The organism is Paracoccus sp. R86501 (genome assembly GCF_042466435.1).
Taxonomy (GTDB): domain Bacteria; phylum Pseudomonadota; class Alphaproteobacteria; order Rhodobacterales; family Rhodobacteraceae; genus Paracoccus.
Map to the genome: position 1 here is coordinate 1,163,220 of NZ_JAXHPZ010000001.1, position 24,931 is coordinate 1,188,150.

General features: G+C 63.1%; 24 protein-coding genes. 18 read left to right on the forward strand and 6 right to left on the reverse strand.

The window, feature by feature from the left end; all coding sequences use genetic code 11:
• Positions 1 to 86 precede the first annotated feature (86 nt).
• The 10 genes from coaBC (at position 87) to uvrB (ending at position 11,929) form a co-directional block, all read left to right on the forward strand.
• Positions 87 to 1,292 (forward strand): bifunctional phosphopantothenoylcysteine decarboxylase/phosphopantothenate--cysteine ligase CoaBC, encoded by a 1,206-nt coding sequence (gene coaBC / locus SJY40_RS05695; protein ID WP_378943697.1) that lies wholly within the window; start codon positions 87 to 89, stop codon positions 1,290 to 1,292.
• Positions 1,289 to 2,371: a cysteine desulfurase family protein gene (locus SJY40_RS05700; protein WP_378943699.1), complete on the forward strand. Its 1,083-nt coding sequence runs from the start codon at positions 1,289 to 1,291 to the stop codon at positions 2,369 to 2,371. Before coaBC ends, SJY40_RS05700 begins: the two co-directional genes overlap by 4 nt.
• Positions 2,372 to 2,374: 3 nt before the next feature.
• Entirely contained in the window at positions 2,375 to 3,895 is a 1,521-nt protein-coding gene (gene sufB / locus SJY40_RS05705; protein WP_378943701.1) for a Fe-S cluster assembly protein SufB, read from the forward strand.
• Between the two features lie 77 nt (positions 3,896 to 3,972).
• Positions 3,973 to 4,728 (forward strand): Fe-S cluster assembly ATPase SufC, encoded by a 756-nt coding sequence (gene sufC / locus SJY40_RS05710; RefSeq protein WP_378943703.1) that lies wholly within the window; start codon positions 3,973 to 3,975, stop codon positions 4,726 to 4,728.
• Positions 4,728 to 6,071 (forward strand): SufD family Fe-S cluster assembly protein, encoded by a 1,344-nt coding sequence (locus tag SJY40_RS05715; RefSeq protein WP_378943705.1) that lies wholly within the window; start codon positions 4,728 to 4,730, stop codon positions 6,069 to 6,071. Before sufC ends, SJY40_RS05715 begins: the two co-directional genes overlap by 1 nt.
• 80 nt (positions 6,072 to 6,151) lie before the next feature.
• Entirely contained in the window at positions 6,152 to 6,562 is a 411-nt protein-coding gene (locus tag SJY40_RS05720; protein WP_378943707.1) for a hypothetical protein, read from the forward strand.
• Complete coding sequence (locus SJY40_RS05725; protein ID WP_378943709.1) at positions 6,559 to 7,152, forward strand: Yip1 family protein; 594 nt, start codon at positions 6,559 to 6,561, stop codon at positions 7,150 to 7,152. The genes SJY40_RS05720 and SJY40_RS05725 overlap by 4 nt, the downstream gene beginning before the upstream one ends.
• On the forward strand, positions 7,149 to 8,360 hold the full coding sequence (locus SJY40_RS05730; protein WP_378943711.1) for a cysteine desulfurase: 1,212 nt from the start codon (positions 7,149 to 7,151) through the stop codon (positions 8,358 to 8,360). Before SJY40_RS05725 ends, SJY40_RS05730 begins: the two co-directional genes overlap by 4 nt.
• A 101-nt stretch (positions 8,361 to 8,461) precedes the next feature.
• Positions 8,462 to 9,676, forward strand: a complete 1,215-nt coding sequence (locus SJY40_RS05735) for an NAD(P)/FAD-dependent oxidoreductase (protein WP_378943713.1) — start codon at positions 8,462 to 8,464, stop codon at positions 9,674 to 9,676.
• A gap of 69 nt (positions 9,677 to 9,745) precedes the next feature.
• Positions 9,746 to 11,929 carry an excinuclease ABC subunit UvrB gene (gene uvrB / locus SJY40_RS05740; RefSeq protein WP_378943715.1) on the forward strand — a complete coding sequence of 728 codons (2,184 nt, stop codon included), beginning with the start codon at positions 9,746 to 9,748 and terminating at the stop codon, positions 11,927 to 11,929.
• Here uvrB and SJY40_RS05745 read toward each other — a convergent pair.
• On the reverse strand, positions 11,926 to 12,204 hold the full coding sequence (locus SJY40_RS05745) for a hypothetical protein (RefSeq protein WP_378943717.1): 279 nt from the start codon (positions 12,202 to 12,204) through the stop codon (positions 11,926 to 11,928). The genes uvrB and SJY40_RS05745 overlap by 4 nt on opposite strands.
• A gap of 93 nt (positions 12,205 to 12,297) precedes the next feature.
• Here SJY40_RS05745 and SJY40_RS05750 point away from each other — a divergent pair, with 93 nt between their 5' ends.
• From SJY40_RS05750 to SJY40_RS05785, 8 genes are all read left to right on the forward strand, one after another.
• The gene (locus SJY40_RS05750) at positions 12,298 to 12,609 is read left to right on the forward strand and encodes a hypothetical protein (protein ID WP_378943719.1); all 312 of its coding nucleotides are present in this window, start codon (positions 12,298 to 12,300) and stop codon (positions 12,607 to 12,609) included.
• A gap of 80 nt (positions 12,610 to 12,689) precedes the next feature.
• Entirely contained in the window at positions 12,690 to 13,001 is a 312-nt protein-coding gene (locus SJY40_RS05755) for an ETC complex I subunit (protein ID WP_378943721.1), read from the forward strand.
• A gap of 245 nt (positions 13,002 to 13,246) precedes the next feature.
• Positions 13,247 to 14,476, forward strand: a complete 1,230-nt coding sequence (locus tag SJY40_RS05760) for an amino acid ABC transporter substrate-binding protein (protein WP_378943723.1) — start codon at positions 13,247 to 13,249, stop codon at positions 14,474 to 14,476.
• Positions 14,477 to 14,480: 4 nt separating this feature from the next.
• A complete protein-coding gene (locus SJY40_RS05765; RefSeq protein WP_378943725.1) occupies positions 14,481 to 15,353 on the forward strand; it encodes a branched-chain amino acid ABC transporter permease in 873 nt (290 codons plus the stop codon).
• The gene (locus SJY40_RS05770) at positions 15,350 to 16,264 is read left to right on the forward strand and encodes a branched-chain amino acid ABC transporter permease (protein ID WP_378943727.1); all 915 of its coding nucleotides are present in this window, start codon (positions 15,350 to 15,352) and stop codon (positions 16,262 to 16,264) included. Before SJY40_RS05765 ends, SJY40_RS05770 begins: the two co-directional genes overlap by 4 nt.
• Complete coding sequence (locus SJY40_RS05775; protein WP_378943729.1) at positions 16,261 to 16,989, forward strand: ABC transporter ATP-binding protein; 729 nt, start codon at positions 16,261 to 16,263, stop codon at positions 16,987 to 16,989. The genes SJY40_RS05770 and SJY40_RS05775 overlap by 4 nt, the downstream gene beginning before the upstream one ends.
• Entirely contained in the window at positions 16,982 to 17,716 is a 735-nt protein-coding gene (locus tag SJY40_RS05780; protein WP_378943731.1) for an ABC transporter ATP-binding protein, read from the forward strand. Before SJY40_RS05775 ends, SJY40_RS05780 begins: the two co-directional genes overlap by 8 nt.
• Positions 17,717 to 17,718: 2 nt before the next feature.
• On the forward strand, positions 17,719 to 19,170 hold the full coding sequence (locus SJY40_RS05785) for an aldehyde dehydrogenase (protein WP_378943733.1): 1,452 nt from the start codon (positions 17,719 to 17,721) through the stop codon (positions 19,168 to 19,170).
• Positions 19,171 to 19,174: 4 nt separating this feature from the next.
• On the opposite strand, the gene SJY40_RS05790 is transcribed toward SJY40_RS05785, so the two are convergent.
• The 5 genes from SJY40_RS05790 to SJY40_RS05810 all read right to left on the reverse strand — a co-directional run bounded on the left by SJY40_RS05790 (position 19,175) and on the right by SJY40_RS05810 (position 24,924).
• Positions 19,175 to 20,875 carry a thiamine pyrophosphate-requiring protein gene (locus SJY40_RS05790; RefSeq protein WP_378943735.1) on the reverse strand — a complete coding sequence of 567 codons (1,701 nt, stop codon included), beginning with the start codon at positions 20,873 to 20,875 and terminating at the stop codon, positions 19,175 to 19,177.
• Positions 20,876 to 20,882: 7 nt separating this feature from the next.
• Positions 20,883 to 22,205 (reverse strand): TRAP transporter large permease, encoded by a 1,323-nt coding sequence (locus SJY40_RS05795; RefSeq protein WP_378943737.1) that lies wholly within the window; start codon positions 22,203 to 22,205, stop codon positions 20,883 to 20,885.
• Positions 22,202 to 22,723: a TRAP transporter small permease gene (locus SJY40_RS05800; protein ID WP_378948292.1), complete on the reverse strand. Its 522-nt coding sequence runs from the start codon at positions 22,721 to 22,723 to the stop codon at positions 22,202 to 22,204. Before SJY40_RS05800 ends, SJY40_RS05795 begins: the two co-directional genes overlap by 4 nt.
• Before the next feature lie 2 nt (positions 22,724 to 22,725).
• Entirely contained in the window at positions 22,726 to 23,766 is a 1,041-nt protein-coding gene (locus SJY40_RS05805) for a TRAP transporter substrate-binding protein (RefSeq protein WP_378943739.1), read from the reverse strand.
• A 174-nt stretch (positions 23,767 to 23,940) separates the two neighbouring features.
• Complete coding sequence (locus SJY40_RS05810) at positions 23,941 to 24,924, reverse strand: ABC transporter substrate-binding protein (protein ID WP_378943741.1); 984 nt, start codon at positions 24,922 to 24,924, stop codon at positions 23,941 to 23,943.
• Between the last annotated feature and the right edge of the window lie 7 nt (positions 24,925 to 24,931).

Below are 24,931 nucleotides of genomic sequence, written 5' to 3' on the forward strand. Positions count from 1 at the left end.
TAAGGATGGGTTAACGCAAGCCTGTTCCTTGCGGCATAGGGGGATGGCGGTTATCTGTTCGGGGCGCAAGCAAGCGGGGCGGATGAATGCTGGGCAAACGAATTCTGTTGATCGTGGGCGGAGGGATCTCGGCCTACAAGATCCCGCAGCTGATCCGGCTGATCCGGGCCGAGGGTGCGTTAGTCACGCCCGTCCTGACGGCGGCGGGCGCGCAGTTCACCACGCCGATGACCCTGTCGGTTCTGGCGGGCGAACCCGTGCACGACACCCTGTGGGACCGCAATTCCGAGGCCGAGATCGGCCATATCCAGCTGTCGCGTAATGCCGATCTGGTCGTGGTCGCCCCCGCGACGGCGGATATGATGGCCAAGATGGCGCAGGGGCAGGCGAATGATCTGGCCTCGACCCTGCTGCTGGCGACGGACAAGCGGGTGCTGATCGCGCCGGCGATGAACGTGCGGATGTGGGATCACCCTGCCACGCAGCGCAACCTTGCGACCCTGCATGGCGACGGCATCCTGACCGTGGGGCCGGACAGCGGCGACATGGCTTGCGGTGAATACGGCGCAGGCCGGATGGCCGAACCCGAGGCCATCGTTACGGCCATCCGCGACGCCCTTTTGCCGAAGCGACCTTTGGCGGGGCGGCATGTGATCGTGACATCCGGTCCGACGCATGAACCGATTGATCCGGTCCGCTATATCGCCAACCGCTCCAGCGGGGCGCAGGGGGCAGCGATTGCAGTGGCCTTGCGCGATCTGGGCGCAAGGGTCAGTTTCGTTACGGGACCTGCGGCGGTTCCGGCACCTTCGGGCGTGCGGGTGATCGCGGTGGAAACCGCCCGCCAGATGCGCGATGCGGTGCAGGCGGCGCTGCCTGCCGATGCGGCGGTCATGGCGGCGGCGGTGGCGGATTGGCATGTGGTGGGGGCATCGGATCGCAAGATCAAGAAAGACGGCTCTGGCCAGCCCCCTGCGCTAGAGATGGCCGAAAATCCTGACATTCTGGCGTGGATCAGCCGCGCTGATGACCGGCCCGATCTGGTCGTCGGCTTTGCTGCCGAAACGAATGATGTGATCGCGAATGCAACCGCCAAGCGGTTGCGTAAGGGCTGTGACTGGATCATGGCGAATGATGTCAGCCCGGCGACGGGTATCATGGGTGGCACTGAAAACGCGGTGACCCTGATCAGCGATACGGGGCCTGAAGAATGGCCCCGCATGGGCAAGGACGACGTGGCAGCACGTCTGGCAGAACGGATCGCCGACCATCTGAACGGAAAGACGACATGAGAACCTATCTGGACTGGAACGCCACAACCCCGCTGCGCCCCGAGGTGAAGGCCGCCATCGTCGAGGCGCTGGAGATCGGCGGCAATCCCTCCTCGGTCCATACCGAAGGCCGCGCCGCCAAGATGGCGATGGAGCGGGCGCGTGAACAGATCTCGGTCGCCTTGGGGGCCGAGGGTGCTGATGTGGTTTTTACCTCGGGCACGACCGAGGCGGCGGCGATGATCCTTGGTGGTCGCAACATGCGCTGCGCCGAGGTTGAACATAGCGCCATCAAGGTTTGGTGCGACGCGACGCTGCCGGTGGACGCAGACGGCATCGTCACCGTGGACGATCCGGCGACGACCAGCCTGCAACTGGCCAACAGCGAAACCGGCGTGATGCAGGACCTGCCGCAGGGGCTGGCCTCCAGCGATCTGACGCAGGCCTTCGGCAAGGTGCCCTTCGCCTTTAACTGGCTGGGCGTCACGGCGGGCTTCGTCAGCGCGCATAAACTGGGCGGTCCCAAGGGTATCGGCGCGCTGGTTCTGCGCAAGGGAACCGAAGTGCCGGCGCTGCTGCGCGGCGGCGGTCAGGAACAGGGTCGCAGGGCCGGGACCGAAAACATGATCGGCATCCTGGCCTTCGCCGCCGCGGCCCAAGCCGCGCAGCGCGATCTGGAGAACGGGATGTGGGACGAAGTCGCCGCACGGCGCGACCTGCTGGAGGCGCGCCTCTGCGACATCGCGCCCGAGGCCGTCATCGCCGGAAAAGGCGCGCGGCGCTTGCCGAACACCACCTGCCTTCTTACATCGGGGTGGAAGGGCGAAACCCAGGTCATGCAGATGGATCTGGCAGGCTTTGCGATTTCGGCAGGTTCGGCCTGTTCGTCGGGCAAGGTTCGGGCTAGTGGCACGTTGCAGGCCATGGGTTTTGACGATCAGCTTGCGCAATCGGCGATCCGCATATCGATAAGCCCGGCTTTGGGCGACGATCAGATCAACCGATTTGCGGATGCCTGGGAAAAGTCGTATTCACGCTGGCGCGATAGAAACGGCGTGACGGGAATGGCTGGGCAGGGGCCCGCCACCAAGGAAGGATAAGGGATGACGGGTACCACCGATCTTGACGTGCGCGAAGGCGTCAACCGCGAAACGGTCGAAACCGTGCAGAACATGGGCAGCTACAAATACGGCTGGAACACCGAGATCGAGATGGAATACGCGCCGAAAGGCGTGAGCGAAGACATCGTTCGTCTGATCTCGGAAAAGAACGGCGAACCGGAATGGATGACCGAGTGGCGGCTGCAAGCCTATCGCCGTTGGGTCACCATGACCGAGCCGAAATGGGCGATGCTGAACTATCCTGAGATCGATTATCAGGACCAGTACTACTATGCGCGCCCGAAAAGCATGCAAGAAAAGCCTAAGTCGCTGGACGAGGTCGATCCCAAGCTGCTGGCGACCTATGAAAAGCTGGGTATCCCGCTGAAGGAACAGATGATCCTTGCAGGCGTCGAGGGTGCTGAAAACGCGCCCGCCGAAGGCCGCAAGGTCGCCGTGGATGCCGTCTTCGACAGCGTCAGCGTCGGCACGACCTTCAAGGACGAACTGGCCAAGGCCGGCGTCATCTTCTGTTCGATCAGCGAAGCGATCCGCGAACACCCCGAGCTGGTGAAGAAATATTTGGGCACGGTCGTTCCGGCGACCGACAACTATTTCGCCACTTTGAACAGCGCGGTCTTCTCGGACGGGTCCTTCGTCTACATCCCCGAAGGCGTGACTTGCCCGATGGAGCTGTCAACCTATTTCCGGATCAATGCCGAAAACACCGGCCAGTTCGAACGCACGCTGATCGTTGCCGAAAAAGGCAGCTCGGTCAGCTATCTCGAGGGCTGCACCGCCCCCAAGCGCGACATCGCCCAGCTGCATGCTGCAGTGGTCGAAATCGTCGTTCTGGAAGATGCCGAGGTGAAGTATTCCACCGTCCAGAACTGGTTCCCCGGCGACGAGGACGGCAAGGGCGGCATCTATAACTTCGTGACCAAGCGGGCCGATTGCCGTGGCGCACGCTCCAAGATCATGTGGACGCAGGTCGAGACCGGTTCCGCGATCACTTGGAAGTACCCGTCCTGCATCCTGCGCGGCGACGACAGCCAGGGCGAGTTCTATTCGATCGCCATCGCCAACAACTGGCAGCAGGCCGATACCGGCACCAAGATGGTGCATCTGGGCAAGAACACCAAGTCGCGGATCGTTTCCAAAGGGATCTCGGCGGGTCAGGCGCAGAACACCTATCGCGGTCTGGTCAGCATGCATCCGCGTGCCACCAACAGCCGGAACTATACCCAGTGCGACAGCCTGCTGATCGGCGATAAATGCGGCGCCCACACCGTGCCCTATATCGAGGTCAAGAACACCAGCAGCCGTGTCGAACACGAGGCGACGACCAGTAAGGTCGATGACGACCAGCTGTTCTATTGCCGTTCGCGCGGCATGGACGAGGAAGAGGCTGTGGCCTTGGTCGTCAACGGTTTCTGCCGCGAGGTTCTGCAGGCTCTGCCGATGGAATTCGCCATGGAAGCACAAGCATTGGTCGCCATCTCGCTGGAAGGCTCGGTGGGCTGAATATTCGGCCGGGTCTTCGGGGCCCGGCCAACTGACATCACGGCGCCCAAGGGGCGTCTTTGCCGTTTGAGGAAATTATGCTGAAAATCAACAACCTGCACGTCAAACTTGAAGAAGAGGATAAGCAGATCCTGAAAGGTCTGTCCCTTGAAGTGCCCGCAGGTGAGGTTCACGCCATCATGGGGCCGAACGGCTCGGGCAAATCCACGCTGTCCTATGTGCTGTCGGGCCGCGACGGTTACGAAGTTACCGACGGTGAAGCCACGCTGGACGGTGAAGACCTGCTGGACATGGACCCCGAGGTTCGCGCCGCTGCCGGTCTGTTCCTTGCGTTCCAATACCCCGTTGAAATCCCCGGCGTGGGCAACATGACGTTCCTGCGCACCGCCGTGAACGCGCAGCGCAAGGCACGCGGCGAAGTCGAACTGACCGCGGGTGAGTTCCTCAAGGAAGTCCGCGCCAAGGCCGCCGATCTGCAGATCAGCCCCGAAATGCTGAAGCGTCCGGTCAACGTCGGCTTCTCGGGCGGGGAAAAGAAGCGCAACGAGATCCTGCAGATGGCCATGCTGTCGCCGCGCATGTGCATCATGGATGAAACGGATTCGGGTCTGGACGTCAACGCCATGCGTCTGGTGTCCGAAGGCGTGAACGCCCTGCGTTCGCCCGACCGCAGCTTCTTGGTCATCACCCACTACCAGCGCCTGCTGGATCACATCAAACCCGATGTCGTCCACATCATGTCGAATGGCCGCATCATCAAGTCGGGCGGCCCGGAACTGGCGCTGGAAGTCGAACACAACGGTTACGGCGATCTGCTGGCGGAGGCCGATTGATGTCCGATACCGCCGTGAAACCCATCAATGAGGTGACGCCGCAGGTCTCGGGCAACCCGAAAGCTGCGAGCGCACTGGAAGATCGCCTTGCTGCGATCACCATGCCCGATGCGGGCTTCAGCGCCGATGCGCGTGCGGATGCGATGGCGCGTCTGCGCGCCATGGGCCTGCCCGCGCCGCGTGACGAATACTGGCGCTATACCGACCCTCGTGCCTTCAACGCGCCGACCGCAACGGCACTGCCGTTCGATGCGGATGGCGCGGAATCGCCGCTGTTCACCGGTCGCGACAAGCTGACGCTGGTGTTCGTGGACGGTGCCTTCGACGAGGCCGCATCCGACGATCTGACGCTGGAAGGGATCGAGATCACGACCCTTGCCAAGGCCGATGCAGCAGGCGACCACTGGTCCGCCGACCTCTACGGTCAGCTGGAGCTGGCCGGTCAGACCCCGGTCAAGCGTCCCTTCGCGGCGCTGAACACCGCCGTGGCGCATGACGGTTTGCTGATCCGCGTGACGGGCAAGCCGTCGAAACCGGTGCATGTTCTGTATCGCCGTGGCACGGAAGATGCCGATGCTGTCTGGCATCACGTCATCCGTGTCGAGGCGGGCGCCGAAATGACTCTGCTGGAAAGCGGCATGGTCGGCGCACGCTCGAACGGCATGCTGGAGGTTGATCTGGCCGATGGCGCCAAGCTGCACCATATCGCAGCCAAGCGGGCCGTCGATCCCAAGGTCGGTCTGTCACATATCTTCGCCCGCGTCGGCGCCGAGGCTCAGTTCAAGAGCTTCACTTTGGCCGTCAACGGCACGCTGATGCGTCACGAAGGCGCCATCGACATGGTCGGCGACGATGCGGTTGCGCATATCGCCGCAGCGGTTCTGGGTGACGGCAACAACGGTGCGTTCCACCATGACGACACCGTCTTTATCACCCATGGGGCCGAACGCGGCGAAAGCCGTCAGGTCTTTAAGAAGGTGCTGAAGAACGGCGCGACCGGCGTGTTCCAGGGCAAGATCCTGGTCAAGCAAGGCGCGCAAAAGACCGACGGTTATCAGATCAGCCAAGCGCTGCTGCTGGATGAAAACAGCCAGTTCCTTGCCAAGCCCGAGCTTGAGATCTACGCCGACGACGTCAAATGTTCGCATGGTTCGACCACGGGTGCCATCGACGAAGAGGCGCTGTTCTATCTGCGGTCGCGCGGTGTGCCCTATGACCGCGCCATCGTCTTCCTGGTGCTGTCCTTCTTGGCCGACGCCCTGTCCGAGGTCGAGGATGAAGAACTGCGTGATGACATCAATGATCGGTTGGAAGCGTGGCTGACAACTCGTCCGCACATCTAAGGACCGCGCGCGGCGGTATGGTTCTGCGCGTGTTCGAAAGCTGGTGGGCTCCGCGCCATGTGGTGCGGAGCCTTTCCGGCATGCCGGACCGGGTCATGCTGGTGGTGTTGATGGTGGCGATGCTGATCTCGCTGATCGCACAGGCCCCCGGTCACGCCCGCGCAGCCGCACTGGACCCTTCGATTCCACTAGAAGCGCGGATCGGCGGCGCGGTCATGGGCACGATCTTCATGATGCCGCTGTTGGCCTATGGCGTGGCTGCGCTGACGTCGCTTTTGTCGCGCCTGACGCCTTGGCGCCTTGGCCCGCAGGATGCGCGTCTGGCGCTGTTCTGGGCGCTGCTGGCGGTTTCGCCGGCAATGCTGCTGGCGGGAATGGTTGCCGGGCTGATCGGTCCGGGACCGGCGCTGGCACTGACCCAGACCATCGCAGGAATTGCCTTTTTGTTCATCTGGGGTGCGGGCATCTCAGCACTGGTAAGACGCTTATGACCTTTGACGACTTCAAGGCGCTTGTGCGTCAGACCCTGCGCAACCCCGAAACCGGTGCGCGGATGCTGATGGCACTGAACCTGCCGATGCCCGTGCGCTGGATGGCGCTGCTGCTGGCGGTGTCGGTTTCAGGGCTGCTGGCCTATCTGGCGGCCATGCTGTTCCCCGTTCCGCAGGCGGAAACGCCGCCGATGTATTCGCTGGTCCAGCAGCCGCTGGTGATGGCAGGGATGCAGATGGTCGCCATCATCGTGGGTGCGGGCCTGATGACGGGGGTCGGCCGCATGTTCGGCGGGCAGGGCAATTTTGCCGATGCGCTGCTGCTGACTGTCTGGATCGAGGTGATGTTGCTGCTGATCCAGATCGCCCAGATCGTACTGTCGCTGGCGCTGCCGTCGCTGTCGGGGATGCTGGGGTTGCTGGCCATCGCCATGTTCCTTTGGCTGACGGTCCAGTTCACCAAGGCGCTGCACGGTTTTGCCAGCGGTCCCAAGGTGATGCTGGGTCTTTTCGCGACACTTTTGGCCATGGGCTTTCTGCTGTCATTTTTCGCCGCCTCGATTGGCCTGCTGCCGGAGATGCCGCAATGAGCTTTGACGTGAATGCCGTCCGTGCCGATTTTCCCATCCTGTCCACGCAGGTCAACGGCAGGCCGCTGGTCTATCTGGACAGCGGCGCCAGCGCCCAGAAGCCGCAGGTCGTGATCGACGCGATCAGCCGCGCCTATTCTGGCGAATACGCCAATGTCCATCGCGGCTTGCACCATCTGTCGAATTTGGCGACCGACAATTACGAACGCGTGCGCGGCATCATCGCCCGCTTTCTGAACGCCCCGCAGGAGGATGAGGTGATCTTCACCTCCGGCTCGACCGAGGCGTTGAACATGGTCAGCTATGGCTGGGCCGCGCCGAGGCTGAAGGAAGGCGATGAGATCGTGCTGTCCGTCATGGAACATCACGCCAATATCGTGCCGTGGCATTTTCTGCGCGAACGTCAGGGCGTCGTCCTGAAATGGGTCGAGCCGGAGCCCGATGGCAGCCTGTCGCCCGAAAAGGTACTAGAGGCCGTTGGTCCACGCACGAAACTGATCGCCGTGACGCATATGTCGAACGTGACCGGCACCGTGGTCGATGTAGCCGCGATTGCCGCAGGCACCGATGTGCCCGTGCTTGTCAACGGCAGTCAGGCCTCGGTCCACATGCCGGTCGATGTGGCGGCGCTTGGGGTCGATTTCTACTGCATCACGGGTCACAAGCTCTACGGTCCCTCCGGCTCGGGCGCGATCTGGATCAAGGCCGAACGGCAGGCCGAGATGCGCCCCTTCATGGGCGGTGGTGACATGATCAAGACCGTCGCGCGCGATGCGATCACCTATAACGACCCGCCCCTTCGGTTCGAGGCAGGCACCCCCGGCATCGTCAACCAGATCGGCCTTGGCGTCGCGCTGGAATACATGATGGGCCTCGGGATGGAGAATATCGCCGCCCATGAACGCACCCTGCGCGACCATGCCCGTGACCGCTTCCGCGACCTGAACTGGTTGCAGATCCAAGGGGATGCGCCGGACAAGGGGGCGATCTTTTCGATGGTGATGCAGGGCGCGCATGCGCATGACATCTCGACCATTCTGGACAAGCGCGGCATCGCGGTGCGTGCCGGCAGCCATTGCGCCATGCCACTGATGGAGTTCTTTGGTGTCAATGCCAGCGCGCGTGCATCCTTCGCCATGTACAACACTGTCGAAGAAGTAGACGCTTTGGTCGAAGGATTAAGCTTCTGCCATGAGCTTTTCGCCTGAATCTTGCAAATTATCGGGCAGTCGTCGAAGATTGCCCGATAAATCTTGCCCCAACCCGCCGATCTGGGCATCCCTGACATAAAGCAAGTCAGGAGGCCGTCATGGCAGAGGTTCTGGTTCTGGGTGCGGGCATGGTCGGCGTGACGACCGGTCTGGCGCTGCAAGCGCGTGGTCATCAGGTGACGATCGTCGATCGTGGATCACCGGGGCGCGAAACCAGCTATGGCAATGCGGGCCTGATCCAGACGGAGGCTGTCGAGCCATATGCCATGCCGTTGCAACCCGCCGCCCTGATCCAGATCGCCATGGGCCGCGGCTATGACGTCAAATGGAATATTCCGGGGCTGGTTTCCCAAGTCGGGGCGGTGTGGAAATACGCGATCAATTCGCTGCCTGCGTCGCACCGGCGGGCTTCGGTCACTTGGGGCAAGCTGATCCGCCAGTCAACTGATATGCACGGGCCGCTGATCGCGGCAGCGGGCGCGGACAACATCATCCGCCGTGACGGCTATATCGAACTGCATCGCACCCACGCCAAGCTGGACAAGGCGCAGAAGAATGCCGAACGGTTCAAGACCGAATTCGGTGTTCAGGCACGGCTGATGGACGGGGTGGAACTGCGCGCGATGGAGCCTTCGATAAAGGCTGATATCTTGGGCGCAACCCACTGGTCGGACAGCTGGAATTCATCTGATCCCGGCGCGCTGGTCGCGTCCTATGCAGCGCTGTTCCAACGGCAGGGCGGTCAGATCGTCAATGCCGATGCGGGCGATTTGCATCGCAAGGGCGAGGCATGGGTGGTGGACGACGCCTCGGGCGAACATGCCATCGTGGCGCTTGGGCCCTGGTCGCCGATGCTGACCGCACGCTTCGGGTTGAAGGTGCCTATGGTCTACAAGCGTGGCTATCACCGCCATTACCGGATGGAGGCCGCACCGCATCATCCCATCGCCGATTTCGGAAATTCTGTCGTGTTTTCGCCGATGCGTCGCGGTCTGCGGATCGCCACGGCGGCCGAACTGACCCTGCACCCGCGCAGCACCCCACCGCAGTTGCGTCACGGTGAGGAAGCCGCACGCGAGCTGTTCGATCTGGGCGCGCCCGTCGAGGCGGAGCCTTGGACCGGACGCCGTCCCTGCATGCCCGACATGCTGCCACTGGTAGGGCGCATCCCCGATCAGCCGAACCTCTGGGCACATTTCGGACACGGGCATCAGGGCTTTACCCTTGGTCCCGTCACCGCCGAAATTCTGGCCGAGGAACTTGACGGCGGTGAGGGTTGGGACGCGTTGCAGCCCGCCCGCCTGAAAGGGTGACGCAGGGCTGTTGATCTTTGGGCATGCCACACACATCTTGGTGGCAAGCTCGAACGGATCAGGAACCTCATGGGTCACAACAACACCAGCGCGCCCGTGACGCGCTTTGCCGAAGTGACCCGCCCTAAGCTTGAGGGCGGGAAACGTTTTGTCATGAACAGCGAATTCAAGCCAGCAGGCGATCAGCCCACGGCCATCGCCGAACTGTCGCAAGGCGTGAAGGCCGGTGAACGTGATCAGGTCCTGCTGGGTGCGACCGGCACCGGCAAGACCTATACGATGGCCAAGGTGATCGAGGAAACGAACCGTCCCGCCATCATCCTGGCCCCGAACAAGACGCTGGCTGCCCAGCTTTACGGCGAATTTAAAGGGTTCTTTCCCGATAACGCAGTCGAATATTTCGTCAGCTATTACGACTATTACCAGCCCGAAGCCTATGTCGCGCGGTCCGACACCTATATCGAGAAAGAATCCCAGATCAACGAGGCCATCGACCGGATGCGCCACAGTGCCACCCGGGCGCTGCTGGAACGCGATGATGTGATCATCGTGGCCTCGGTCAGCTGCATCTATGGCATCGGTTCGGTCGAGACCTATTCGGCCATGACGCAGGACATGATTGTCGGCGAAAGCTATGACCAGCGCGAATTTCTGGGACAGCTGGTGGCGCAGCAGTACAAACGTCTTGATGCGTCATTCCAGCGTGGCGGTTTCCGCGTGCGTGGCGATCTGGTCGAAGTCTGGCCTGCACACCTTGAGGATCGCGCGTGGCGCTTTGATTTCTTCGGGAATGAGCTGGAGGCGATCACCGAGTTCGACCCTCTGACCGGTGCCAAGGCCGACAGCTTCAAGCAGATCCGCATCTATGCCAACAGCCACTATGTGACGCCGCGCCCGACGATGCAGCAGGCCGTCAAGGGCATCAAACAAGAGCTGCATGGCCGACTGAAGCAACTAACCGACGAAGGCAAGCTGCTGGAAGCGCAGCGGCTGGAACAGCGCACCAATTTCGACATCGAGATGCTGGAGGCGACCGGTGTCTGCAACGGCATCGAGAACTATTCCCGCTATCTGACGGGCCGCGCACCGGGTGAACCGCCCCCCACGCTGTTCGAATTCATCCCCGACAACGCCATCGTCTTTGCCGATGAAAGCCACGTCAGCGTGCCGCAGATCGGCGGCATGTATCGGGGCGACTTCAGGCGCAAGTTCACGCTGGCGGAGCACGGCTTCCGTCTGCCCAGTTGCATGGACAACCGGCCCCTCAAGTTCGAGGAATGGGACGCAATGCGGCCTCAGTCGGTCTTTGTCAGTGCCACCCCGGCGCAATGGGAAATGGACCAGACCGGTGGTGTTTTCACCGAACAGATTATCCGACCTACCGGCCTTCTGGACCCGGTGATCGAAATCCGCCCTGTCGAGACCCAGGTCGACGACCTGCTGGACGAGGTTCGCCGCGTCACCGCCAAGGGCATGCGGACGCTGTGCACTACGCTGACCAAGCGCATGGCCGAGGATCTGACCGAATACTTGCATGAACAGGGCATCAAGGTTCGTTACATGCACAGCGATATTGACACCATCGAACGGATCGAGATCCTGCGCGACCTTCGCCTTGGCGCTTTCGATGTGCTGATCGGCATCAACCTGCTGCGCGAGGGTTTGGATATTCCCGAATGCGGACTGGTCGCCATTCTGGACGCTGACAAGGAAGGTTTCTTGCGGTCCGAGACCTCGCTGATCCAGACAATCGGTCGGGCTGCGCGAAATTCGGACGGGCGGGTCATCATGTATGCCGACCGGATTACCGGCAGCATGGAGCGCGCGATGGCCGAAACCGACCGTCGCCGTGAACGCCAAATGGCCTATAACGAGGAACATGGCATCACGCCGACAACGGTCCGCAAGAACGTCGAGGATGTCTTGGCCGGGCTGTGGCAGGGCGATACCGATCAGTCGCGCGTCACGACCAAGGTCGACAAGCCGCTGATCGGCGCGAACCTTGCCGCCCATCTGGACGCCATGCGGACCCAAATGCGCAAGGCCGCCGAAAATCTGGAATTCGAGGAAGCCGCCCGTCTGCGCGATGAGGTCAAACGCCTTGAGGCGGTCGATCTGGCTATTTCCGACGATCCGATGGCGCGTCAATCTGCCATCGATCAGGCCGCCGATGCTGCCGTCAAGTCGTCGGGACGTTCGACGGCGGGCCGCGCCGGACAGCGCGGCGGCAACAAGCGGTCAAAACGCGGTTAACCGCAGGCGACCTGTCCGATCCAGCCCTTCACGTCGATGAACATCGTCAGGCGCGAAGGGTCGTTCGACATGCGGGGCGACGAACCGAAGGGCACCTCCTGGCGGCGCAGCGTTGGGGGCAGGGTGATGCCGCCGACGTTCTGACCGACCAATGCCTGATGCTTGCGCAGGTCGCAGCTTTGGCTGCTGACGGTGTAATTCGTGGTGGCGCAGGCCGCCAGGGTCAGCAGCAGACCGGGAAGGGCAAATGCCGTGGCGCGTTTGAATTTTTGCATATCACGGTTCTCTCATGTGACTTGGGTGGCCGGAAAGGCCACTGTCACCAAACATGATGCCGCCAGATGCGTTCCCTTGAAAGGAAAACTGTTGTGAAACATGGTTATCCGGCAACCCTGCTGACCTGTCTGGCGCTTTGCGTGCCTGTTGGCGGTTATGCATCAAGTGACGAGGCATGGGAACAGCTGCGCAGGGATCTGAGGGCAGCCTGCACAGATCTGGCAGAAAGATCCGCCCCCGGTTCGGAAATCGATCTGCGCCTGAACGAATTCGGTTCGGACAGCTATGCGGCGGCTTTGGTGACCGCGGAAACTGCGCAGGGGCAGGAACTGTCGGTCTGCATTTTCGACAAGCAGACGGGCGTTGCGCAGCTGACCACCGCCTTTCCCGATGCGTCGGAATAGCGCGCGGCTGCGTTCCGGGGCTTGAACCGCTGCGCGGATTTGGCGATAAACACCCCACATCTGGTCGAGGAATATCCGAAATGCTCGTGCGTATCTATCAACCTGCCCGCAATGCCATGCAGTCGGGTACGGCAAAGACCAAAGGCTGGGTGCTGGAATTTCCGCCCGCCGATACGCGTGAGGTTGATCCCCTGATGGGTTGGACCAGCAGCGGTGACACCCAAAGCCAGGTTCGCCTGCGTTTCGACACCTGCAAGCAGGCGGAAGATTACGCCCGCGAACACGGCCATGACTTCGTCGTCCAGCAACCGCAGAAACGCGCCGCGAATATCCGCCCGCGTGGATATGGTGAGAATTTCGCCACCGACCGGCGCGCGCCCTGGACCCACTGACCGTTCCGACATCGACGTTCTGCATCATGGCGGCCCGTAAGGGTCGCCATTTTTCGTTCCATTTGGGTGGTTTCCCGACTTGCGGACGCCAGTGAAAAGTCCCAAAAAACGCTGAAAATGTCTATTCAGTTCGTGATGGTAAGCTTCTAGCGTCGTGGAAAGACCGTTGCACCGAGGAGGGGTTTCGACGGTTCAGCGGCCGGGCGCTTGTCCGTCCAGCGTGTATTTTCATGGGAGGATTTTCGATGACCACGGCAACCCGCAGGCAGCTTTTGCGCCATCTGTGCATTTCGGTGGCCCTTGTGGCCGGCGCGGCGCCCATTGCCACCCTTGCGCAGGATCGCGACACCGTCACCATCGGCTATGCGGTGTCCAAGACCGGCGTGAATGCGGGCGGGGCAGGGATGACCACCACCCCGAACTATCAGCTTTGGGTCGCCGATGTTCAGGCGGCTGGCGGGTTGGAGATGCCGGACGGGACCCGGCTGCCGCTGGAGGTCATCGAATATGACGACCGGTCCTCGGCCGAGGAGGTGGTCCGTGCCACCGAACGCCTGGCCACTCAGGACAAGGTCGATTTCATCCTGCCGCCCTGGGGGACGGGCTTCAATCTGGCCGTCGCGCCGCTTTACGACCGCTATGGCTATCCCCAGCTGGCGGTATCGGCGGTAACCGACAAGGCGCCCGATTTCGTCAAGCGTTGGACCAAAAGCTATTGGATGCTGGGCGGCGGGCATGATTACGCCGGATCGCTGGCGCAGGTGGTGTCGGGCGCTTCGGCCGATGGCACGATCAACGACAAGGTGGCGATGATCTCGGTCGCGGATGGCTTCGGCATCGATCTGGTGACCGCCGCCCGACCCGCAATGTCCGATGCCGGGCTGGAGGTCGTCTATGACATCACCTATCCCGCCGGGACCACGGATTTCACCTCGATCATCAACGAGGCTGCCGCCAGTGGCGCGGACAGCTTCGTGGCATTCTCCTATCCGCCCGAAACCTTTGCCCTGACGCAGCAGGCCCAGGTCGCGGGCTTCAATCCCAAGCTGACGTATCTTGGCGTCGGCACCAGCTTTCCCGCGTTCCAGGCGGCAAACGGTGAAAACGCCGAAGGGATCCTCAGCCTTGGGGGCATCGATTACGGCAACGAACAGAACATCGAGTATCGCGAACGCCACCAGCAGGTGACGGGGCAGGCCCCGGACCTCTGGGCGTCCGTGGTGACCTATTCCAGCCTGCAGATGCTGCAGGAGGCGATCAGGCGCCGAGGTCTGGACCGCGATGCCGTCGCCGAAGAGCTTTCGACCGGCACCTTCGATACCGCCATGGGGCAGGTGACGCTGCAGGACAACCAGCTGCGCGATCTGTGGCTGACTGGCCAATGGCAGGACGGCAAATTCGTGGCCATCGCGCCTGCCGATCGCGACGGCGCAGGCAGTGCCATGTTGCCCAAGCCCGCTTGGCAAGGCCAGTAATCGCATGCTGCTGACCACTGTCATCGCAGGGCTGGTCCTGGGCGGAACCTATGCGCTGGTGGCGATGGGGCTGACGATCCAATACGGCATCGCCCGCACTATGAACTTGGCCTATGGCGAAACCGTCATCGCGGCCGCATTCGCCGCCTATCTGGTTCAGGATCGACTTGGGGTCAGCCCGCTGCTGGGGCTGGCGATCATCGCGCCGGCAGGTTTTGCCCTTGGGTGGCTGATCTATGGCATTCTGCTGGCACCGCTGGTCGCGCGTTCGGCGAATACCGCCACGCTCGAAATCAATTCGATCCTGGCCACATTCGGCCTACTGTTCGTCATTCAGGGCGTCATGCTGGTCGGCTTTGGCGGCAATTACGTCAGCTACAACTACCTTGGGTTCGGGGTCGATGTCCTGGGCGTCAAGGTGGCGGCGAACCGGCTGCTGGCGCTTGGACTGGCGCTGGCGATCGGGGCGGGGCTGTATCTGGCGCTGACGCGCAGCCGGTGGGGCACGGCCCTGCGTGCAGTGGCGGTCAACCCGGCTGCGGCGCCTCTGGTCGGGATCGATCCGCATCGGGCCGCACGCTTTGCCTTCGCCTTGGGCGGCGCGCTGGCGGCATGCGGAGGCGTGGTCGTCTCGATGTACCAGACCTTCACGGCGGCCTCGGGGGTGGTCTTTACCATGAAGGCGCTGATCGTCGTGATCATGGGTGGCGTGGGCAACCTTGCCGGAGCGCTTTGTGCCGGGCTGATCCTTGGACTGTCGGAAACCGCGGTCGCCACATATGTCAGCCCGGGCCTGACGATGGCGTCGGTCTATATGATCTTTCTGGCCATCCTGCTGTGGCGCCCTGCGGGATTGTTCGGAAGGGCCCGGACATGAGGTCCGCATTGGGTTTCCCGCTGGCCGTGCTGGTTCTGGCGCTTTTGGCGGCGGCCCCCTTCTGGGTGGGTCCATACTGGCTGGGCCTGCTGATCGGGATGGCGGGCTATGTCACTCTGGCCTCGGCTTGGGGGCTGTTCTCGGGGCGCACGGGTTATGTGTCGCTGGCGACCGTCGCCTTCTTCGGGATCGGCGCCTATACCGTCGCCGTCCTCAGCGAGGCGCTGCCTTATCCGCTGGTCCTGCTGGTGGCGCTGATCATCGGCATGGGGGTCGCGCTGCTGGTGGGGCTGGCGACGCTGCGGCTGGCTGGGGTCTATTTCGTCATCTTCTCATTCGGCTTGGCCGAGCTGATCCGACAGCTGGTCACATGGTATGAAACGACCGTGAACGGCACCCTTGGCCGCTATATCTTCCTGCCGTTCGGTCCGCAGCACATCTATTGGCAGCTGTTGGCGCTGGCGACGGCCACGCTGTTGCTGACGTGGTGGGTGCAACGCAGCCGCCTTGGGCTGGCCCTGAAGGTGATCGCCGACGATGAGGTCGTGGCCAGCCATATCGGCATCGACATCGCGCGCACCAAGATCGTCCTCTTTGTCGTCAGCGCGGGCATCATGACGCTGGTCGGGGCGATCCAGTCGCCGCGCTGGACCTATGTCGAGCCTGCCATCGTCTTCAACCCGACCGTATCCTTCATGGCGCTGATCATGGCGCTGTTCGGCGGGGCGACGCGGTTGTGGGGACCGACGCTTGGCGCGATCCCCCTGTTCCTGCTGTTCGAATGGCTGTCGGCCAATTTTCCGAACCACTACTCGATCCTGCTGGGGGTGCTGTTCATCGTGATCGTCTTCCTGCTGCCGCAGGGCGTGGCCGGGTTGTTCCGGTCGCGCGGCGAAAAGGGGGCGACATGACCACGATGCTGCAGGTTCAGGGCATCACCAAGCGTTTCGGCGGGCTGACGGCGGTGGACGATCTGTCGTTCGACGTGCCGCGGGGGCAGGCCATGGCGCTGCTGGGTCTGAACGGGTCGGGCAAGACGACGATGATGAACATGATCTCGGGGGCGATCCGGCCCAGTGGGGGTCGGATCGTTCTGGACGGTCAGGACATCACCGGCCTGTCGCCGCACCGGATCGCGCGACGCGGTGTGGCGCGGACCTTCCAACTGGTCAAGGTGCTGCCGTCGCTGGATGCGCGCGACAACGTGGTGGCGGCCCTTGCCTTCCGGCAGGACCGGCTGTGGGGGCAGGCAGCACGGTCCGAGGCCGACACGCTGTTGGCCACCGTGGGTCTGCAGGGGCGGGGCGCCATGCCGGTCGGCAGTCTGACCTATATCGATCAGAAACGGGTCGAACTGGCCCGCGCCTTGGCGGCCAAGCCGCGGCTGCTGCTGCTGGACGAATGGCTTGCGGGGCTGAACCCCTCAGAATTGCGCATCGGCATCGACCTGATTGCGGGGCTGCGGGACATGGGTATGACCGTGCTGCTGGTGGAACATGTCATGCAGGCCGTGCGGGCGATCTGCACCCGATGCGTGGTCATGAATGCGGGGAAACTGATTGCGGATGGGGACACGGCCTCGGTTCTGGCCGATCCTGCGGTGGTACGGGCCTATCTGGGGACTGCCGATGTTTGAGTTGCGCAACCTGAACGTCAGCTATGGCAAGCACGCCGCCCTGCAGGATGTTGCCATGTCGATGACGCCATCCGAGGTCGTGGTCGTGCTGGGGGCCAACGGGGCGGGAAAATCGACGCTGATAAAATCCGTCGCCGGACTGGTGACGCCGCAGCCCGGTGCCGTCATCACGATGGAGGGGCGCGACCTGACCCGCATCCCGCCCCATCAGGTGGTCGAAACCGGCATCGCCGTCGTCCCCGAAGGCCGCGGCATCTTTGGCGAACTGACGGTAGCCGAAAACCTGTTGCTGGGGGCCAACCCCCGACGGGCGCGGGCGGATCAGGCGCGCAGCCGCGATCTGGTGCTGGACCTCTTTCCCCGTCTGGCCGAGCGCCACCGACAGGCCGTGCGCACCATGTCGGGCGGTGAACAGCAGATGGTCGCCATCGGGCGGGCGCTGATGTCGCAGCCGCGCCTGCTGATGCTGGACGAACCCAGCCTTGGCCTTGCCCCCGTGCTGGTCGGCGAATTGTTCGCGGCCCTGGCCCGGATCGGCGATGCGGGGGTTGCCCTGCTGATCGTGGAACAGAACGTGCGGATCAGCCTGTCGATCGCGGATCGCGGCTATCTGCTGGAAGCCGGACGGATCGTGGGGCAGGGTCCCGCTGACAGTCTGGCGAATGACCCCCAGGTCCGCAGCGCCTTTCTGGGTGCGGATGTTCAGGATTTGACGAAGGAGCTTTGACTGTGGAAACACTTGGACTGATGATCGGCGGCAAGGACATCGTCGCCACCGACGGCGCCACGTTCGAGCGCCTGAACCCATTGACCAACCAGCCGGCGACGCGCGCCTCGGCCGCCAGTGTCGAGGATGCCATCAGTGCCGTCGATGCTGCCGCCGCCGCATTTCCCGAATGGTCGCAAAGCTCGCCCAAGGCGCGGCGGACGGTGCTGCTGAAGGCCGCCGACATCCTGATGGAGAAAATGCCAGATTTCGTCGATGCCATGGCCTCCGAAATCGGCGCGACGGCAGGCTGGGCCGGTTTCAACGTCACGCTGGCCGCCGACATGCTGCGCGAGGCGGGCGGGATGACCACCCAGATCACGGGGCAGATCATCCCCTCGAACCGCCCCGGCACGATGGCGATGGCCGTCCGGCAGGCCGCGGGTGTGGTGTTGTCGATGGCCCCGTGGAACGCGCCGGTGATCCTCGGGGTGCGGTCGATCGCGATGCCCTTGGCCTGCGGGAACACCGTGGTGATGAAAACATCCGAGATCTGCCCGCGCACCCATCGCCTGATCGTCAACACCCTGAACGAGGCCGGATTGCCCGCTGGTGTGCTGAACGCCATTTCCAACGCCCCCGAGGACGCCCCCGACATCGTCGAGGCGCTGATCGCCCAGCCTGCCGTGCGGCGCGTGAATTTCACCGGCTCGACCCGCGTCGGCAGGATCATCTCGGAACTGGCGGGCCGGCACCTGAAGCCCGCGCTGCTGGAGCTGGGCGGCAAGGCCCCGATGGTGGTGCTGGATGATGCCGACATCGATGCCGCCGTCGCCGCCGCAGCCTTTGGCGCCTATATGAACCAGGGTCAGATCTGTATGGCGACCGAGCGGCTGGTCGTCGATGACAGCCTGGCCGATGATTTCGTCGAGGCGCTGGCAATCAAGGTCCGGACGCTGACCGCCGGCGATCCGACCGAGGGCAAGGCCCCCTTGGGCAGCGTCGTCGATGCCACGGCGGCGCGGCGCATTCAGGATCTAGTCAAGGACGCGCTTGCCAAGGGCGCCAAGATGGTCGCGGGCGGTGATCACGATGGCACGTTGATCTCGGCCATCGCGCTGGATCATGTGACCCCGGCCATGCGCATCTACTCCGAGGAATCCTTCGGCCCCGTGGTGACGATCGTCCGTGTTTCAAGCATCGACGAGGCCGTTCAGGTGGCCAATGACACGGAATACGGCCTGTCGGCGGCGGTCTTCGGGCGCGATACCATGCGCGCGATGTCGGTCGCGCGGCGTATCGAATCCGGCATTTGCCACATCAACGGCCCGACCGTCCACGATGAGGCGCAGATGCCCTTTGGCGGGACAAAAGCATCCGGATATGGTCGTTTCGGGGGGCAGTCGGCCATCCAGGAGTTCACCGAAACACGGTGGATCACCATTCAGGACGGACCGCTGCATTATCCGATCTGATCGCCTAGGCGGGCCGCACCCGCACGTCCAGCAGCGCAAGGCTGCGGTTCGTGCGGATGTGGTCCAGCGCCGCCGTGATCGCGGCGGGCAGATCGGCGCCATCCTGAACGCTGCGGGCCCAAGCGCGGCTGGCCTTGGCCACCTGCGTGAAGTCCGGCACAGGTGACAGCTGCGTCAGGGGCATGCTGTTGGTGCGGGCCGCATAGCCATCTGGATAGATGCCCAGCACCGACTGCCGCACCGCGCCCCATTCGGCATTGTTCACGATGACCAGCAACAGAGGCAGCTGAAGCGCCTCGGCGATCTGGTGACAGGCGACCGGGTTCGAGAACATATAGGACCCGTCGCCCATGGTCGCCACGATCAGCCTGTCACGATCGGCCAGCTGCATCCCCAATGCCGCCGGAAACGACCAGCCCAAGCCCCCCGCATGCGGTTCCTGAAACCACGCCTGATGGTGGTCCAGCGCCATCGGGGCCATCGGGCATCCCAGTTCCGACAGGATCGACGCACCTTGCCCCTGAATCGCCCGCGATAGACACAGGCTGACATATTCCTTGGTCATCGCGCCCGTGCCACCCGCACCGGCACGGTCCAGAACCTGCGACCGGGCATCGGCATTGCGCCGGGTGATCCGTTCCACGCGGTCGGCCTGATCGGCAGGACGATGCGCGTCCATCGCCGCTTTCAGCGCCAGAATACCATCGGCGGTATCGCAGGCAATCGACAGGTCCGAGCGGAAGTTCCTGATCGGCACCCGCATGGCCAAGGGGTCCTGGCCCATCTGGATGATCTGGCACGCCGCGTCCGGTTTGTGAATGTCGGGTGCCCAAGGTGCCAGCGCGTCCAGCAACAGGATCGCGTCAGCCTCGGCCAGCAGGGGCGCAGGGTCAGGACCGGCGGCCATCGGATGATCGGTGGGAATGGCCAGACCGACCGCCCAGTACTGACAGACGGGAATGCCCCATTCCAGCGCCAGGTCCGACAGCGCAGCAAAAGCCTCGGCGCTGCCTGCGCCATGCTGGGCAAAAATGACAGGATTGCGGGCGTTGGCAAGGATGCGGGCCGCCTGATCGATCTGATCGGTACTGGCATGCGAGATTGCCGGCTGCATCAGTAGCGGGATGTCAAGGCCGTCGGCGGGGGCAGTTTCGCACAGAACCTCGCGCGGCAGGCTGACATAGACCGGGCCGCGCGGAGTCGAATTGGCGATGGCCCAGGCACGGTCGGCGACCTCGGTCACCTGTTCGGGAAAGCGCAGTTCATAGTCCCATTTGCTGGCCTCGCGCACCAGGGCGGTCTGATCGCGCATTTCTTGCCCCCAGCCGATGGGCACCGTGCGCGCGCCGAGCCTGCCCTGTTCGGTGGTGGGTGTCCGCCCCGAAAACAGCAGGACCGGCACATGTTCCACCGCGGCGTTGATCGCCCCGATGGCGCAATTGGCCAGCCCCACGTTGGTATGCGCCATCACCGCCTGCGACCGACCCGTCGCCAGATAATACCCATGCGCCATGGCCATCGCTGCGCCTTCATGGGGAATGACGATAGCCTGCGGCAGATCGATGTTCTTGGCGGAGGCCTCGGCCAGGCCTTCGATGATGGGCGGGAAATCGGTGCCGGAATTGGCGAAGATGTAATCGACGCCGATGCGTTTCAGCCGCGCCAGCAGGGCACCGCCGGCGGTCATGGTCATTGGTTCGGTCATGGCAGCCTCATTGCAGCAGGCGTGGCAGGTAGAGCGCGATGGCGGGGAACAGGACCAGCAGGACGATGCGCAGGATCTCGGACCCGAAGAAGGGCATCACGCCGCGGAAGGTTTCGCGCATGGGCACGTCGCGGGCGACGGCATTGATGATGAAGACGTTCAGCCCGACGGGTGGCGTGATCAGCCCCAGTTCCACCACCACCAGAATGATGATGCCGAACCACAGCTTGGTCTCATCCGGCGTCAGCCCATAGTCCAAGCCTGCGACGACGGGCCAGAAGAAGGGGATGGCCAGGATCACCATCGACAGGCTGTCCATCAGGCAGCCCAGGACCAGGAAGGTGACGATGATCAGCACCATAATGGTCATCGGTGCCAGCCCGCTGTTCTGCAACAGATCGGCCGCCGCCTGCGGAACGCCCGCGCGCGACATGAATATCTTGAGCAGTTCCGCCCCGAAGACGATCAGGAAGATCATGCCGCTGTTGCGCGCGGTCTCCAGCATGGCCTCGACCATGTCGGTCAGACCCAGCCTGCCGCGCGCCACGCCGTAGATGACGACCATGACCACCCCGATCGCTGCCGCCGCCGTCGGGCTGTAGATGCCCGCATAGATGCCGCCGATGACCACGCCGAAGATCACCAGCACCGGCAGCATGGCGATGCTTGCCGCGATCAGATCGGACCGTCCCACCGGCTGTGCCTTGGGACCGGACCCCGGCACGAAGCGCACGTAAAGCGCGATGGTCGCGATGAACATCAGGGTCGCCAGAATGCCCGGGATCAGGGCAGCGGCGAACATGGTGACGATGTTCACCTCGACGATGATGGCATAGACGATCAGCACGACCGATGGCGGGATCAGGATGCCAAGCGTACCGCCCGCTGCGATGCAGCCGGTCGCCAGCGCACCGCTGTAGCGGTATTTCCGCAGCTCGGGGATGGCGACCTGACCCATGGTCGAGGCCGTCGCGGTCGATGACCCGCAGACCGCCCCGAAGCCCGCGCAGGCCGCGATGGATGCCATGGCGACGCCGCCCTGGAACCGACCCAGCCAGGCATTTGCGCCCCGGAAGATATCCGCCGACAACCCGCAGCGCGCCGCCAGCCCGCCCATCAGGATGAACATCGGCAGGACCGAGAGGTCGTAGTTCGAGAATTGCGCGTAGGCCAGATCCTTCAACTGGTTCAGGATGATGGAGGGTCCCGACTGCAGGCAGATGCCCGTAAAGCCGATCAGGATCATCGTATAGGCGATGGGCACCCGGATCGCGATCAGCCCCAGCAGGGCGACCAGCCCGGCGATGCCGATCAGAAAATTGTCGATCATGCATCCACCCCGTCGTCAGCCGGCGATGTCACCTGTCGCAACTGCACCATCAGCGTCGCACAGGCCGCCAGCGCCAGCAGGGCCAGCGACATCAGGATCGGCGGAAAGGCCGTCCAGAGCGGCAGCTTCAGCACTGGCGTGACCTCGCGGTATTTCAGATAGCTTTGCAACCCGCCATACATCTGGACCAGCATCAGCAACGCGAAGGCCAGCGCCAGCAACGACGACAGCAGCGCCATTGCGGCCTTCTTGCGGGCGCCCATACGCACGGTGAAGATATCGACCGAGACGTTCGCCCCGGTGATCTGGCAATAGGGCAGGAACATGAAGATCGCGATGGCGATGACATGCTTGACCAGCTCGTAATCGGCGGCGAAGGGGCGGCCCGTCAGCAGGTTCGAGACCGCGCTGCCCGCCGTCATCAGCGCCAGCCCCATGGTCAGCACGCCCCCCAGCAGCGCCCATCCGCGGGTGATCCGGAAGATCAGCCCGCGGGGGACATTCGTGTCGGGTGACATGGTCAAGATTGCCGGTCCGACATGGCCTGACGGGCGGCAGCGACCAATGCGGCGGCATCAAAGCCCGATTGCGCGGCGGTCCAATCATCGACCACGGGGGCCAGCACCTGATTGAAGGCATCCATTTCCGCTTGGGTCAGGACGACATGTTCGTTGCCATTGTCCACGGCCATCTGGATGCCGAAATCATCGGCAGCACGCCAGACCTCGGCCACCTCGCGCAGCCAATCCTCGCCGCTGTTGTCGGTAAAGATCTGCTGCAGTTCGGGGTCCATGCCGTCCCACCGGGCCTTGTTCATCGACACCTGGAAAGTCGTGGTGCCAAAGCGGTTCCGGTCCGGTCCCTCGATCTGGTACTGCGTCGATTCGAACAGCTGCAGCGGGGGGATGATCTCCCACGGGATCAGGGCGCCGTCGACGGCATTGGTGCCAAGCGCCTGCGGCAGATCGGGAACGGGCATGGTTACGGGGGTGGCGCCCATCGCCTCGACCACGGCATTGCCCGTGGGGCCGGGAACGCGCAGCTTCAGGCCCTTGGTATCATCCGGACTGCGGACCATCTTCTGCGCCATCTGGATGGCCTGACCTGCGTGAACATGCAGGAACAGCACATGCACATCGGCGAAATCCGCGGCCAGATGGTCGTCGAAGACGTCGCGCATGGCCAGATTGGCAGCGGCCAGATCGTTGGTATAGATCGTCGGCAGTTCAAAGACCTCGGCGCGCGGAAACAGGCCCGGCGTATAGCCGTTCACCGTCCAGATGATGTCAACGACGCCTTCTGCCACCTGGCGGAACAGCTGCGGGGGCGCGCCGCCAAGCGACATGGCGGGATACAGCTCGATGTTGATGCGGCCTTCGGATTGTTCGCGGATGCGGTCCGCCCAAGGCTGCAGCATCTTGGTATGGGCTGGCGCCTTGGGTCCAAGAAAGTGGTGCAGCTTCAGCTCGACCTGCGGGGATTGCGCCCAGGCCTTGCGCATATAGGCCGGCAGGGCGACCGCAGCCGCACCGCTGGCAAGGATCTGCCGTCGATTGATCATGATATCCTCCCATCGGATCGGCGCATCTCCTCAGGGGCCGAACCTATGGGTGATGTTAGGGGGGATTTGATCCGGCAGGAATAGACATATTCCGGCAATAATTGGACATTTTCGGAGCAGTATTCATGCTTGCGCAAGCACGGGGCCGTCGCATGGTCGGCCCCGCAGCAGTCCTTACTGGAAGGCGCGATCCGTGACGGTTGACACCCAGGCACCTTCGGGCGCGGCGGCAATCACCGGGTCCGAGCCGCCCGACAGCAGCGTGTTGACGGTGCGCTGGTAATCGGCCTCGGCCAAGGTGCCGTCCGACCCCTCCAGCAGCTTGGCAATTTCGGACATCATGCGGGTCTGGTGTTCCATCGTCTGCGCGCCGGTCTCGTCGTTCTCCAGAACGATCTCGGCGGCTTCCTCGGGGTTTTCGGCGGCATAGGTCCAGCCCTTCATGCTGGCACGCACGAACTGGGCCAGATCCTCGACCTTGGCGTCATCGGACAGCGTGTCTTCCAGCACATAAAGACCATCTTCCAGCGTGGCGACGCCCTGATCTTCGTATTTGAAGGTCACCAGGTCGTCCTCGGACAGGCCCGCGTCCAGAACCTGACCGTATTCGTTATAGGTCATGGTGCTGATGCAGGCGGCCTGTTTCTGCAGCAGCGGATCGACATTGAAGCCCTGTTTCAGGACCGTGACGCCACCCTCGCCACCTTCGGTCGACAGGCCAAGCGTGTTCATCCACGACAGGAACGGATATTCGTTGCCCGCAAACCAGACGCCAAGCGTCTTGCCGGCGAAATCGGTCTTGGGATCGGAAATGCCGCTTTCTTTCAGGCAGGTCAGCATCATCCCCGAAGATTTGAAAGGCTGCGCGATATTGACCAGCGGCAGACCCTTTTCACGGGCGGCCAGCGCGGCGGGCATCCATTCGACGACGACATCCGCGCCACCACCTGCCAGAACCTGCGTCGGCGCAATGTCGGGGCCGCCGGGCTTGATGGTGACGTTCAGGCCCTCTTCCTCGTAGAAGCCCTTTTCCTGCGCGACATAGTAACCGGCGAACTGCGCCTGCGTCACCCATTTCAGCTGCAGCGTCAGGTCGTTCGCCTGAACCACCCCCGCCATCAAGGCCAGTCCTGCCGCCGAGATCATCAGTCGTTTCATATCTCAA